We start from the raw sequence: 13,024 nt of genomic DNA on the forward strand, positions 1-13,024 counted from the left end.
TTAAATACCCGCCTGAGATCATAGGTAAACACCATTTCCACATTCTTTTTTCTTCATCTTCTGGTATGATGGGTATTGCCGATATTTTTAATAGATTAGAGGTATCATTTATATGAATCAAGCAAAATCTGGCAATGAAATCGTCCCTATACATACCGTTTCAGCTGGTGAGCTGCAGACACTATTTGAAAAAGGGAAACGGGATCAGCTTTCTTGTATCATTTGTCAAAAGCCGGTGAAATTGTTTATTGGCATCCATGAAACCCCCTATTTTTATCATAGTGACCCATCGCAGGCACCCTGTGAAATGCCTCATTCCGAAACAGCGAATCAGGACAAGCCAGTAGAATATATGGAACAGAATGGATTTAAGATTCCTAAGTCACGAACCATCACTGAAACAAAAACCATTACGGAACCTTTCCTTAAAAGCCGGCAGGTAACGGGAAATCCGCAATATACAAATAAAATCTCCTCCCTGGCAAAAGTAGAGGAACCATACTTTCAAGAATTGTCCTCCTGCGGGGTCGTTCTCGATGCAGAGCAGCTCAAAGCCGTAAGGACGATCGATGGACCGATTCTCGTCCTATCAGGAGCAGGCAGCGGGAAAACCCGTGTATTAACAGTACGTACTGCCTATATGCTGACGGTGAAAAAAATCGACCCAAGAAGCATCATGCTCGTAACGTTTACCGCAAAATCAGCTAAGGAAATGCAACATCGCCTGCTCAGTTATCCTAATATGACTCCTTCCCTCGTTTCCCAGGTTGTGAGCGGGACCTTTCATAGCATTTTTTATAAAATCCTGATTTTTCACGAGCCATCCAAATGGCAGCGCGATTTGCTATTGAAATGGGAATGGGAAAAAGAAAAGATTTTGAAGCAGGCTGGAAGGGACATGGAACTTGATGAAAAGGAATTTGCATACGATCAAGCACTCCAGCAAATTGGGCTCTGGAAAAACTCATTGGCTTTCCCTGAAGATATTCAACCGGTAGACGAATGGGAGAAGTCCTGTTTATTTTTATATACGAAATATGAAGAGTTCAAAAAACAAACAGGAAAATATGATTTTGATGATATGCTTGTCGGCTGCTATGTCTTTTTGAAAAATCACCCAGATATTTTAAAGAAATACCAGCAAAGGTTTCATTATTTTTTGGTGGATGAATTTCAGGATATCAATAAAGTTCAATACGAATTGATAAAACTCCTCTCTGCTGAATCAAAAAATGTATGTGCAGTTGGGGATGATGATCAATCGATCTATTCATTCAGGGGAAGTGATCCGAAATATATCCTTAATTTCAATCATGATTTCCCTCAATCCCAAGTTGTTAAGCTAACCGAAAACTATCGATCTTCCCATGAAATCGTCGCTACTGCGAACCGTTTGATCAAGCGTAATCAAAATCGGATGGAAAAGAAAATGCGGGCCCAGCATGATTCAGGAAATCCGCCTGTGTTATTTTATCCATATGATGAGGAATTGGAAGCAACGATGATCGTCTCTGATATGCAAGAAAAAATTTCCAAAGGAGCAAATCCTGGGGACTTTGCCGTATTATACAGAACACACACAATGTCCCGGGCCATATTCGAAAGGCTGGCCGCTTCCAACCTGCCCTTTGTGATTGAGAAAGATGCCGATTCATTTTATCAGCGCAGGGTCATTCGCGGCATGCTAGCCTTTATGCGCTTAAGCTTGTTTCCCCATGATAGCAAGGCAGCCGCCGATGTTCTTTCCTCATTATTTTTAAGGCAAAGTATATTGCAGGAATTAAAAGCACAAACGATATTGCAGGACTGTGATTTCATCGATGCATTTGCTTTCATTAAAACGGGGCATGCATTTCAAGAAAGAAAATTAAAAACGATCCCAGGACAGATCCGCTCTTTAAAGAATATGTCGCCGCTGGTCGCTTTGGAAATTATCGAAAAGGATTTAGGATACCAGGATTATGTAAAGAAACGCGGCAATGAAGCGAATCTGGAAAAAGGCTCCGATGACATCCGCGACCTTAAGGTGGCAGCCAACCGTTTTCCTACAGTCGCCGCTTTTCTTGAACATGTCGAACATATGACTGCCATGGTCCAAGAAATAAAGCAGCTATCGAAGCATTTTAAGGATGCGATACAGCTTACCACCATACATCGTTCCAAAGGGCTTGAATATGATACGGTTTATGTTCTTGCTGCAGTCGACGGCAGCATCCCTCATGATTTTGCCCTGGAATCCTATCGGAAAGGGGAACTTTCCCCTCTTGAGGAGGAAAGACGACTGCTTTATGTCGCCGCGACAAGAGCCAAAAAGGATCTTTACCTTTCCATCTTGCAAACGAGACGGGGACGAACCGCCCATCCGTCGCGTTTCTTAAAGCTTTAAACTAACCGTGATTGCACGACAGTAGGCTGAGGTAATCAAATGAAAAAGGCCTGCAGTTGGAGCAGGCCCTTGGTTCATCACTTTTTATTTATCATATTGGATATCGTGCCAAAGTCGAGTTTATTGCCTTCAGCTACGATGGAATGGACGATTTTATCTTCCATTTCCTTATCGACTGGTTTATTCGCTATTTTTGAAACGCGTTTAATGACGTTCCTTACGGTTGATTCATCTTTGAAGTTGGCTCCCTGAAGCGAGTTTGCCAATTCTAATACATCTTTCATATTTACGCCCGTTTTACCTTCTATGTTTTTAAAAAAATTGTTATCCATACCTAAGCCCCTCCCTTTTCTGTACCTATTCTATGGCTTAAACAGAAAAATGGTGCTAGGCCCATAATAAAAATAAAGAAATGGAATAGGCTTCTTCTGCCTATTCCATTTACTTTAGCAGAAAGAAGCCCCTACAATGATTAATAGGATAAACAACACAACGATTATCGCGAATGTAGAACCGCCACCACCGTAGCCTCCGCCATATCCATAACCGCTGTTGCCGCAGCAACCGTAGCCACCGAAACCAAACATATTGAATCACCTCGCTTTCGCTAAAAGCTTACTGATAACATATGTAGGTCTGGACAATATGTATAGGCCATGTCCTAGTCCAGGCTGCCTATTTCCGCTCATTTTATCCTTTTGGCCTGAAAACTAAAGCGCCGATGAATCCAAAGATGATGGCTGCAGAGATACCCGAGCTTGTAATTTCGAACATTCCTGTCAGCACGCCAATGATACCATGTTTTTCCGATTCCATCATGGCACCGTTCACAAGTGAATTCCCAAATGAAACGATCGGAATCGTTGCTCCTGCGCCGGCAAAATCAATTAGCGGTTCATATAAATCAAACCCGGCGAGAACCGCGCCAATTACAACGAACAAGCTTAACGTATGTGCTGGTGTCAGCTTAGCAACATCGAAAAGAAGCTGACCTACTACGCAAATCAAGCCACCGATGACAAAAGCCCAAAAAAACATCGCTAACATCCCAATCTCTCCTTTTTCATGAATTCATCCCATACTCGATGGCCACCGCATGGGCAATGCACGGTATCGTTTCTTTTTGTTGGACGGATAATGGTGACAATAATGCTCCAGTAGCAACTAGCAGGATTTTTTTATATTTACCAGCAATCATTTCATTGAGGATATGACCATATAAGACCACTGCTGAACATCCCGCGCCGCTGCCGCCCGCTAAAACAGGCTGGTCCTTTTTAAAAATCATCAAACCGCAATCTTTGAATTTTTCCCGATTGATTTCGCAGCCCTTTTGCTTTAATAAATCCAGGGCGGTTTCGCTGCCTACTTGCCCTAAATCACCCGTAATGATCAAATCATAATCATCAGGGCTGGATTGTGTATCATTGAAATGGGCAAGAATCGTATCGACGGCTGCCGGGGCCATCGCTCCCCCCATATTGAACGGATCCTTCAGCCCCATGTCAATCACCTTGCCGATCGTGGCTGATACAACATGGGGAAAATCACCTTGCCTGCTTCCATTCGGAGCGACGAGCGCCACTCCTGCCCCCGTTATCGTCCACTGCGCTGTAGGAGGTTTTTGTCCTCCATATTCAGTGGGATAGCGGAATTGCTTTTCAACAGCTGCATTGTGGCTTGAGGCCCCTGTCAGCACGTAGTTCGCCCCTCCATAATTGGTGATGAAAGCCGCCAACGCTAGCCCCTCCATTGATGTGGAGCAAGCCCCAAACAAACCGAAGTAAGGAATGCCATTCGTTCTTGCTGCAAAACTTGTTGGGCTAATCTGATTGATTAAATCACCGGCCAAGAAAAACTGCACCTGCTCTTTATCGATTTCACCTTTCTCCAATGCAAGCTCCACCGCTTTCTCCATCAAATGACGATGAGCCTTCTCATATGAATCCTGCTCCATCCATAAATCTCCGTACAGAATATCGAAATCACCCGCGATTTCCCCATTTGCTTCAAAGGGTCCTCCTGTAACTCCTGTTTCCAGGATGACTGGTTTATTGGCAAACATCCATGTTTGTTTTCCTTTTAACACCGCTTAGCCCCCAATCATTAAATAAATCGTTTTAATCAACGCCACGACAAAGGCAGAAAATACACCAAATAATATGACTGAACCTGCCAATTTGAACATATTCGATCCTACCCCTAGTACAAAACCTTCAGTCCGGTGTTCGATAGCTGCTGAAATGACAGCGTTACCAAACCCGGTAACCGGCACGGCACTACCTGCCCCAGCAAACTGGCCAATGCGGTCGTAGAAACCGAATCCGGTCATCAACAATGCCAGGAATACCATGGTCGCAGTGGTCGGACCGCCGGCTGTTTGTTCCGTAAAATTGAAAAAGTAAATATAAAAATAAGAAATGGCTTGTCCCACTATGCAAAAGATCCCGCCAACCAAAAATGCCTTCAAACAATTCTTCACTATCGGTCTTTTAATTTCATGCTTTCCTTGAAGCTGTTTATACGCATCCTGCTGGGGAGTCGTTTTTTCCTTGCCGCTCATCGTTCTAAAACCTCCCTTTCTAAATCAATTCCTTTTGAAGTTCTTCAATTTCCTTGAATTTCTTCCTTGCCTTTTTCTCTGGAACGTCTTTTTGCTTAAGGAATTCATTCAACCTTACAGATTCCAAAAAGATTTTATAATCACTCGAAACGATAAAATCATACTTTGGGAATCTTTCTTCGAGGTTTTTTGTTACCTTTTCTTCGATCTTCTTCATATGGAAACGTTGTAAATGCTTAACCTTATATGCGACGATAATCTTTTTTTCTTTTTTCACGACGATCACGTCATAAATGGTGTCCTCATTAGCAACCGTTTCCTTGACCTTTGAGATCAGGCCTTTTTCATCTTCTTCATCCATCCCATTGATGATATCCATCGGTTCTGGATTTGTACGTTTAATCAAAGCCAGATTCTCCGTTTTCCCGTCTCCCTGGCTGCTACAGGCTGTTAGCAAACATAAAGCAAATAAAAGGACCATCCAGCTGCCAAGCACATATTTTCTTTTTCTGAACAAAAGAATCACATCCTAATTAATCGTTCTATTAGTATTTTCTTGAATAACTGCTTTTTTATGAATGGTAGGATTAGGAAATAAAAAAAACCTTCCCTGATCGGAAAGGTTTTACCATTCAATAGCCTTTGTTTTTATTGTTATTACAGCCACAGTCTTTCTTGATTTTGATCGGTTGATCTTTCTTAATTGGTTTGGCATAAGTCCAGGGGCTCTGTTTCTTAATCAATTCACGACGCCTCCTTTACAATCTATAACTTACTATATGAATAAAGAGACAAGTTGTTTCCAATCAAATGTCCATAATTTTGCTGATTATCACCTCAATAATCGCTCCCAGAGCAGCTACAGCAAGGATTAACACGAATAAGTCCCCAATGAACCAATGTTGCAGGTGCAGGAAAACCAAAAAAAGACTGCCCCAGACACCTACGCACCAAAAACAACTAAGCAATTGTCCAAACAAGCCTGGCAAACCCTTTTCTTTTGGCAATAAAAATATTTCCACTTCGCCTTTTTCATTCTTTTCCTCTATCTCTTTAAAAAAAGGGCGGCGCAGTGGCTCCATGATTTTATCGAACACGATCAATCGAGTCAGCCTGAAGGAGGCCAATCCTAATATTACAAATAAAGTGAACTCATTTTGCGGGAGAAACATTCGCTATTGCTCCCTTCACTTGGACTCTTCAATGATTTTGGCTTCGAGGATATCGGGGAGAGCGACAAAATGAATACGAGTGCCCCTTTTGATCTTCACTGATTCCCCCTTCATTCCCAATACGTGGAACCGAAGCGTTTCTCCGTTAATTACCGCCTCACATAATGGCTTCGGAAAACCTTGGTGATTGGATAATCTGGAAATGATGTCGCGAGAAGATTCTTTTTTCTCGATTTTTTTTCGTTTTTTCTTCACAGGCTTTACCGTTTCCTTTTCTGCTTGTTCAGGAGGTTCGATTTGTTCGGCTGGGGTTTGCTCAGGAACATATTGTTCGGTAATTTTCCTGATAGAAGTAATTTCCGTTTCTATTTCCTTCATGGCATCATATACCCCGAATTCACGTTTAATTTGTTCTATTTTTTCTGTCTTTTTGTCTTCCTCATGATGCTTTTCTTCCTTAAGCTCAGGCTCTACGGTATCAGGAGCTGTACTTTTTTTCGTTCGAAAATCACTTTGCATATTTCCTCGTTGATCGGCTATTTTAGATGAATCGACATATAAAAGTGGTTTGGATTCTTTATCGCGATTACTCTCTGCCATACTACTTCCTCCTTAATATTTCAGAATATCAACAGACTGGAGCTGCTCCATACGGTACTGAACAACCTTTTTCCCGAATTTATGCCTTATATACAAACTGGATTCTTTTTTTAATTCCAATTTCCCAAATAATGTATGACCATTGATGATGAATTTACATACAGGCTTGGGTGCAAAGGCTGGGAGTCGGGACAATAGCTCCACCAATTCCTCGGCACTATATGACGTGCTGTTATTTTTTTCATTAAACTGCTTATGGCACTTCATGTCATATACACTTCGGTTCCCAACAGCACAAGGCAGATCGACTTTCTTCACGTCCATATGATGCCCCTCCTCCGTTTTCATTGGCCCGAATAGGGCTGAAAGCAGGTTTACGCTGGTTGTAACTAAATAAAGAATCTCTGCTCTATGTATCATTTATATGAAATCCACCTTTTTTTATGCAGAGGATGTGGCCTGCAAAAAAAAAACGGCCTCAGCTATGCTTCGGATAGGACATTAAAAGGAATTGTATGTAGACCGTCCTTTTATCTGCGAATTCTGCATTTTATCTACGATTCTGGTCCTTTTATCTACGAATTCTGCATTTTATCTACGATTCTGGTCCTTTTATCTGCGAATTCTGCATTTTATCTACGATTCTGGTCCTTTTATCTGCAAATTCTGCATTTTATCTACGATTCTGGTCCTTTTATCTACGGATTCGGCGATTTATCGATTTTTCGACAAAAAAGGGAACCGGCAAGCATGTCTCCGTCATAATTCGGCGATTTATCTACGAACCTTAGACCGTTTTATCTAGACCGTTTCATTCCACTTTGGTTGAGCACTTTGATTCCAATACTCTTGAGGGTTACTTCATTGCATTGTTTTGAGGAGAAAATTTTTTCATAATAATGAACTGTAATGAAGTTACACATTGTTAATACCCATTATATGTAGGGGTCGTTTTCCTTTCGATCTATGGCTAGCAGAGGCTTGCTTTAATGTATCATTCTCCTTTTCTAATTGTTTATTTTTCTTCATTACCTAGGCTAATTTCACCTGAGAAGGCTTCACCTGGTCTTTTTCTTTGGCTCTTTTCGTAAAGAATGTTGTTTTTAATACGCAACTATTTAGGGTTGATTGGAGCGCAAATCAACCACATCGCATTACTTGGTGATTAGCAACAAAGTATGCGAAAACAGCCTTTGTCTTTAAACGATCCTGCGTTCGGTTATTGACTAGAGCTTTTATCCAGAGAGGAGGGAGTCAGTTTCAAACTGATTTTAAAGAGTGTCTACTAGTTGGGCGGAGAATGAGGAAAATACGAAAAGGGTTCGGAATGTTTTATTCCGAACCCCTCAGGCAGTATGCTGTTGTTATCCCATTATATGATAACCAGAATCGACATGGATATTTTCTCCGGTAATACCGCGTGACATATCGCTTAATAAAAAGAGTGCCGTATCGCCCACTTCTTCAGGAGTCGTTGTGCGGCGAAGAGGTGCTTCTTCCTCAATCTTCTTCAAGATGGAATTGAAATCACGGACTCCTTTGGCCGATAACGTACGTATCGGGCCCGCTGAGATTGCATTTACCCTGATGTTATCTTTGCCAAGATCGCTTGACAGATAACGGACATTGGCTTCAAGTGAAGCTTTGGCCACGCCCATAACATTATAATTCGGCATGACGCGTTCACCGCCAAGGTACGTCATGGTGACGATGCTGCCGCCTTCGGGCATGAGTTCCTTCGCAGCTTTGGCTATAGCTGTTAAAGAGAAAGAACTGATATTGTGGGCAAGCAAGAACCCTTCACGGCTTGTGTTGACGAACTCTCCGTCAAGTTCTTCCTTGTTCGCAAAAGCGACGGAATGGGCAACACCATGGATGATGCCTACCTTTTCCTTAATGGTTGCAAAGCATTCCTCGATAGCCTCGTCCTTCGTTACATCACATTGTAATATGATGGAAGGCTCACCTTCCAATGTGGAAGATAGTTCGATCACGCTTTTTTCCGTACGCTCTTTTCCATACGTGAATATCAGCTTGGCACCTGCTTTATGTAAGGAACGGGCAACTCCCCAAGCAATACTTCTTTTATTCGCTACGCCCATAATGACAAAGGTTTTTCCTTCTAGTGAAAAAGTCATCTTGTGACCTCCTATTATTAATACAAGTTATTAGTACCTGCTACTAATGACAGTATATCAAATTTCCCTCGTTAACAACACCGTTTTCTAAAACAATGCTCGTAACTTCTAAGGGTATTTTACAGTAAATATCCCATGAACAATGTCGCCAAGCCAAAATAAATCAGAATGCTGATAAGGTCGTTGATCGTCGTAATGAATGGTCCGGAAGCTACTGCTGGGTCGATCTTCATTTTATGCATCAGAAGCGGGACGATCGAACCTGCTAGTGTAGCTACGATCAGCGTGATGAAAATCGAAATGCCGACCAGTAAACCTAGCATTAAGTCATGCTGCCAAAAATAGACGATAAAAATGATCGAAATTCCGCATGTAAGTCCGATGATGAGTCCCGTTCCAGCCTCTCTGAGCACCAGCTTCCATTTGCTTTCCTGTTCCAATTCCCCTGTTGCAATCCCCCTGACCGCTACTGCCAGCGCTTGTGTCCCGGTATTACCCGCCATACCGCCGATCAATGGAATAAAAACGGCCAAAATCGCTTTTTGGCTGAGCGTCTCTTCAAACCTGCCAATCAAACTAGCTGTCAACAAGCCTAAAAACAAAAGGATCACCAACCATGGCAGCCGTTTTTTCGCAGCAGAGAACGGGCTCTTATCCACATGGTCGAGATCTGATATACCTGCTAATTTAGAATAATCATCGGATGCTTCTTCATCCATTACATCAATGATATCATCTACCGTAATGATTCCTAACAGATGGTTTTGAAAATCGACGACAGGTACGGCAAGGAAATTATAATCCCGAATTTTACGGGCCACCTCTTCTTGGTCCTCCGAGACAGGGACGGACACTACCCGGTCATCCATTAGATCACTTATTAAAGCCTCTTCATCAGCAATAATCAATGTACGGAGCGATAACACCCCCAGCAGTCTCTTTTCTCCATCTATGACGAATACATAATAAATCGTTTCCGCTTGGGGGGCTTCCCTTTTTAAAATCTGCAATGCTGAACGAGCCGTTTCATTCGCCTCAATGGCGATGAACTCCGTGGTCATGATGCTTCCTGCCGTAGATTCCTCATAATTCAGAAGCTCCTGGATTTCACTGGCTGCTTCATCATCCATGATCGTCAAATAGGTGACGGCCTGTTCATCATTAATCTCATTCAACACATCTGCCGCATCATCCGCATACATATGCGATAGCATATCGGCTACATAGGATGGATTCATTTCTGCAAGCAGGCTTTCGTAATCTTCTTCCTCTATTTCAATATTTTCAAAAAGGTCCGCCATTTCCTCAGGTGACAAGTACCTGTAAACGACGGATCTTGATTCGTCTGACAAGCTTGTATAAAATTGAGCCTGATCATATGGATGCATTTCCAAGAACTCCGTCCGGAACTGATCCATATTCTCCGTTTTAAGAGCTTCATGCAAAAGATCATGATTCGCTTGTTTACTTTCTTTTTCCAGTTCCTTCATCTTCTCCATATCCATACACCTCCTAAAACGCACTTTTTTATTTCTTCGTTTATATTTTATTTTTTTTAATAATACTATACTAATACCATAAACATATACAAAACAAACAAAGGGTGTGACTAATGAACATCGATATCATCGGGGACATTCACGGATGTTTCCCCGAATTCAAGCAGTTGACGAAAAAAATGGGCTATACGTGGGAGACCGGGATACCCATACATCCTTCCGGAAGGATTCTTGGCTTTGTAGGGGATTTGACCGACCGCGGCCCAAACTCCCTCCAGGTAATCGAGGTTGTCCATGAGTTAGTCATCAATCAAAAACTGGCAAAATATGCTCCAGGAAACCACTGCAATAAGCTATACCGCTATTTTTCAGGCAATAAAGTCCAAATATCACATGGATTAGAGACTACAGTAGCTGAATATGAATCCTTGAGCATTCGGGAGCAAAAGAAGATCCGCAAGAAATTCATGGAATTGTACGAATGTTCTCCTCTCTATCAACACCTGGATGATGGCCGCTTGATCATTGCACATGCTGGCATCCGCAGTGATTATATCGGCCAATATGGCAGTAAGGTAAAAACCTTTGTTCTTTACGGTGATATTAATGGCTCCAAACATCCAGACGGCTCTCCAATCAGAAAGGATTGGGCCCAATCCTACGAAGGGGATTGTTGGATTGTGTATGGACATACACCAGTTCCAAAGGCAAGACAAGTCAATCATACATACAACATTGATACCGGCTGCGTCTTCGGCGGCAAATTGACAGCTATCCGTTATCCCGAAATGGAACTTCAAGACGTGCCTTCGTCCATGCCTTATCTAGCAGGAAAATTCAGGATTTCTTTCGATTAATCAAAAAAACTCGCCAACTTGGTGAGTTTTTTTACTTCTTTAAATGTCTTTCATTTACTTGTTTTCAATACATCTCTATGTAAGGAATCTTACTTCCCTTCGAGCAAATTCTTCATATCTGCAGGCAGTTCTTCCTGAAACAGCATTATCTTCTTAGTGATGGGATGCAAAAATTTCAATTCAAAGCAATGAAGGGCTTGGCGCCCGATTTCCATTCTGCTGCCTCCATATAAATCATCACCTGCGAGGGGATGCCCGATATGGGCCATATGCACCCTGATTTGGTGCGTCCGCCCCGTTTGGAGTTCCAATTTGAGAAATGTATGGGATTCAGTGTGTGTCAATACCTCGAATAAGGTACGGGCATACCGGCCATCGCTGCGAACTTCCCGTTCAATAATGCTCGTGGATTTTCGTCCGATTGGCGCCGTTACCTCTCCATATGGTCCTTCAACACGCCCTTGGGCAATGGCTTGGTATCTCCGTTTCACTTGTCCACTTTTTTGCTGTTCACTCAAAAGGTGATGGATATGCCGGTGCTTGGCAATTAAAACGAGGCCTGATGTATCCCTGTCCAGCCTTGTAACGATATGGATCGTCGCATGTATTCCCGTTTTCTTATAATAGCCCGCCAAGCCATTTGCAAGACTGCCGTTTGGATGCTCCCTGGACGGGATGGTATTCATGAAAGGCGGCTTGTCCACCACCAATACGAATTCATCTTCATACTTGACTTCCAGGGGGATGGGTTCCGGCAAAAGCCCCTCGCTTGCCTGTTCTGGCGGAAATATTATCGTCACGACATCTCCAGCTTCAATCCGTTCCCTGACAGTGACGATGTCGCCGTTTACCAAGATATATCCACCTTTAAACTTAATATCCGTTAATGCCCGCTTTGAAATATCGCATTTGCTGAGAAACTCTCGCAATAAAGAACCCGAATCCTCTTCAAAAACCGACCAAGTCAAAGAAAAGTTTTGATTTAACATGAAGTGAGTTTATCTCCTTAATTAGCAATGAATGAATCATGCACTCTTTTCCAAAAAGGAAAAGGGCGGAATCTGGCAAAGCGGATCTTTTCATCCGCCACTCGGCACTGAATCGACTTTACATCCTCTTGAAGAAGTGTTAAATGATCGATCGTAATTTGAAAATTGACCGCATTCACAGGCCTGAACATACATGTATGATGCGCCGGCAGCAATAGCGGCGAACCGACCGTCCTGAACACACGATTATTGATGGATGCCAATTCAGTGATCTGGATCGCATCGATGGATGGGTGGACGATGGCCCCTCCAAGAGCCTTGTTATACGCCGTGCTGCCCGATGGGGTTGCAATGCATAGACCATCCCCGCGGAACGTTTCGAAATGCTGGCCGCGTATTTCGACATCCATGACGAGCGTCCCTTCAACGCTTTTGACTGTTGATTCATTCAAAGCCAAAAACCTGGTCTCACGTCCTCCATGCTGATAGCGCACGATCGTTTCCAGCAATGGATATTCCACAATTTGAAAAGGAGTTTTCGCTAACGCTATCACCAATTTTTCGATTTCATCCGGTGTCCAATCGGCATAAAAACCAAGATGTCCAGTGTGCACGCCAACAAAGGCCGTTTTATCCAAACGATTCTTATAACGGTGGAAAGCATATAATAATGTGCCATCACCGCCGACCGAAATGACAATATCCGGCTGGTCCTCGTCATATTCCAACTGAAAGTCTTGGAGATACGTTCGCATCCTTTGCATCAAGGTATTCGATTTTGCATCTCCTTTTGACGTAATCGCAAATTTCATCTAATCCC

General features: G+C 42.7%; 15 protein-coding genes. 2 read left to right on the forward strand and 13 right to left on the reverse strand.

Annotated features, from left to right (window positions below; all coding sequences use genetic code 11):
- Positions 1–112 precede the first annotated feature (112 nt).
- Complete coding sequence (locus ASU00_RS05340; RefSeq protein ID WP_057912404.1) at positions 113–2,386, forward strand: ATP-dependent helicase; 2,274 nt, start codon at positions 113–115, stop codon at positions 2,384–2,386.
- A gap of 77 nt (positions 2,387–2,463) precedes the next feature.
- Here ASU00_RS05340 and spoVIF read toward each other — a convergent pair whose 3' ends face one another.
- The 11 genes from spoVIF to mgtE all read right to left on the reverse strand — a co-directional run bounded on the left by spoVIF (position 2,464) and on the right by mgtE (position 10,358).
- Positions 2,464–2,718, reverse strand: coding sequence for a sporulation-specific transcription regulator SpoVIF (gene spoVIF, locus ASU00_RS05345; protein ID WP_057912405.1), 255 nt, complete (start codon positions 2,716–2,718; stop codon positions 2,464–2,466).
- A 114-nt stretch (positions 2,719–2,832) separates the two neighbouring features.
- Positions 2,833–2,973, reverse strand: a complete 141-nt coding sequence (locus ASU00_RS24350) for a YjcZ family sporulation protein (RefSeq protein ID WP_082630158.1) — start codon at positions 2,971–2,973, stop codon at positions 2,833–2,835.
- Positions 2,974–3,076: 103 nt separating this feature from the next.
- A complete protein-coding gene (gene spoVAE / locus ASU00_RS05350) occupies positions 3,077–3,433 on the reverse strand; it encodes a stage V sporulation protein AE (RefSeq protein WP_057912406.1) in 357 nt (118 codons plus the stop codon).
- A gap of 16 nt (positions 3,434–3,449) precedes the next feature.
- The gene (gene spoVAD / locus ASU00_RS05355; RefSeq protein ID WP_057912407.1) at positions 3,450–4,475 is read right to left on the reverse strand and encodes a stage V sporulation protein AD; all 1,026 of its coding nucleotides are present in this window, start codon (positions 4,473–4,475) and stop codon (positions 3,450–3,452) included.
- Between the two features lie 3 nt (positions 4,476–4,478).
- Positions 4,479–4,949, reverse strand: a complete 471-nt coding sequence (spoVAC, locus tag ASU00_RS05360) for a stage V sporulation protein AC (RefSeq protein WP_057912408.1) — start codon at positions 4,947–4,949, stop codon at positions 4,479–4,481.
- 19 nt (positions 4,950–4,968) lie between these two features.
- Positions 4,969–5,466, reverse strand: coding sequence for a YhcN/YlaJ family sporulation lipoprotein (locus ASU00_RS05365; RefSeq protein WP_057912409.1), 498 nt, complete (start codon positions 5,464–5,466; stop codon positions 4,969–4,971).
- Positions 5,467–5,755: 289 nt separating this feature from the next.
- On the reverse strand, positions 5,756–6,121 hold the full coding sequence (locus tag ASU00_RS05370; RefSeq protein ID WP_057912410.1) for a DUF1360 domain-containing protein: 366 nt from the start codon (positions 6,119–6,121) through the stop codon (positions 5,756–5,758).
- 15 nt (positions 6,122–6,136) lie between these two features.
- The gene (locus tag ASU00_RS05375) at positions 6,137–6,721 is read right to left on the reverse strand and encodes a hypothetical protein (RefSeq protein WP_057912411.1); all 585 of its coding nucleotides are present in this window, start codon (positions 6,719–6,721) and stop codon (positions 6,137–6,139) included.
- A 12-nt stretch (positions 6,722–6,733) separates the two neighbouring features.
- On the reverse strand, positions 6,734–7,045 hold the full coding sequence (locus ASU00_RS05380; protein WP_152983686.1) for a hypothetical protein: 312 nt from the start codon (positions 7,043–7,045) through the stop codon (positions 6,734–6,736).
- Between the two features lie 1,040 nt (positions 7,046–8,085).
- Entirely contained in the window at positions 8,086–8,859 is a 774-nt protein-coding gene (gene fabI, locus ASU00_RS05385; RefSeq protein ID WP_057912413.1) for an enoyl-ACP reductase FabI, read from the reverse strand.
- A gap of 119 nt (positions 8,860–8,978) precedes the next feature.
- Complete coding sequence (gene mgtE / locus ASU00_RS05390; RefSeq protein WP_057912414.1) at positions 8,979–10,358, reverse strand: magnesium transporter; 1,380 nt, start codon at positions 10,356–10,358, stop codon at positions 8,979–8,981.
- 113 nt (positions 10,359–10,471) lie between these two features.
- Here mgtE and prpE point away from each other — a divergent pair, with 113 nt between their 5' ends.
- A complete protein-coding gene (gene prpE, locus ASU00_RS05395) occupies positions 10,472–11,215 on the forward strand; it encodes a bis(5'-nucleosyl)-tetraphosphatase PrpE (protein WP_057912415.1) in 744 nt (247 codons plus the stop codon).
- A gap of 89 nt (positions 11,216–11,304) precedes the next feature.
- On the opposite strand, the gene ASU00_RS05400 is transcribed toward prpE, so the two are convergent.
- Together ASU00_RS05400 and ASU00_RS05405 are read right to left on the reverse strand one after the other, a co-directional pair.
- On the reverse strand, positions 11,305–12,204 hold the full coding sequence (locus tag ASU00_RS05400) for an RluA family pseudouridine synthase (protein WP_057912416.1): 900 nt from the start codon (positions 12,202–12,204) through the stop codon (positions 11,305–11,307).
- A 17-nt stretch (positions 12,205–12,221) separates the two neighbouring features.
- Positions 12,222–13,016, reverse strand: a complete 795-nt coding sequence (locus ASU00_RS05405) for an NAD kinase (protein ID WP_057912417.1) — start codon at positions 13,014–13,016, stop codon at positions 12,222–12,224.
- Positions 13,017–13,024: the final 8 nt, after the last annotated feature.

Origin of the sequence: Peribacillus muralis (assembly GCF_001439925.1) — a bacterium.
In the GTDB taxonomy this organism is placed as follows: domain Bacteria; phylum Bacillota; class Bacilli; order Bacillales; family DSM-1321; genus Peribacillus; species Peribacillus muralis.

What these genes read in the sequence shown, in the direction of transcription:
- ASU00_RS05380 (WP_152983686.1), bottom strand. Translation starts at nt 7,045, where the DNA reads ATGGACGTGAAGAAAGTCGATCTGCCTTGTGCTGTTGGGAACCGAAGT.
- ASU00_RS05400 (WP_057912416.1), bottom strand. Translation starts at nt 12,204, where the DNA reads ATGTTAAATCAAAACTTTTCTTTGACTTGGTCGGTTTTTGAAGAGGAT.
- prpE (WP_057912415.1), top strand. Translation starts at nt 10,472, where the DNA reads ATGAACATCGATATCATCGGGGACATTCACGGATGTTTCCCCGAATTC.
- ASU00_RS24350 (WP_082630158.1), bottom strand. Translation starts at nt 2,973, where the DNA reads ATGTTTGGTTTCGGTGGCTACGGTTGCTGCGGCAACAGCGGTTATGGA.
- mgtE (WP_057912414.1), bottom strand. Translation starts at nt 10,358, where the DNA reads ATGGAGAAGATGAAGGAACTGGAAAAAGAAAGTAAACAAGCGAATCAT.
- ASU00_RS05340 (WP_057912404.1), top strand. Translation starts at nt 113, where the DNA reads ATGAATCAAGCAAAATCTGGCAATGAAATCGTCCCTATACATACCGTT.
- ASU00_RS05370 (WP_057912410.1), bottom strand. Translation starts at nt 6,121, where the DNA reads ATGTTTCTCCCGCAAAATGAGTTCACTTTATTTGTAATATTAGGATTG.
- spoVIF (WP_057912405.1), bottom strand. Translation starts at nt 2,718, where the DNA reads ATGGATAACAATTTTTTTAAAAACATAGAAGGTAAAACGGGCGTAAAT.
- spoVAE (WP_057912406.1), bottom strand. Translation starts at nt 3,433, where the DNA reads ATGTTAGCGATGTTTTTTTGGGCTTTTGTCATCGGTGGCTTGATTTGC.
- ASU00_RS05375 (WP_057912411.1), bottom strand. Translation starts at nt 6,721, where the DNA reads ATGGCAGAGAGTAATCGCGATAAAGAATCCAAACCACTTTTATATGTC.
- ASU00_RS05405 (WP_057912417.1), bottom strand. Translation starts at nt 13,016, where the DNA reads ATGAAATTTGCGATTACGTCAAAAGGAGATGCAAAATCGAATACCTTG.
- spoVAC (WP_057912408.1), bottom strand. Translation starts at nt 4,949, where the DNA reads ATGAGCGGCAAGGAAAAAACGACTCCCCAGCAGGATGCGTATAAACAG.
- fabI (WP_057912413.1), bottom strand. Translation starts at nt 8,859, where the DNA reads ATGACTTTTTCACTAGAAGGAAAAACCTTTGTCATTATGGGCGTAGCG.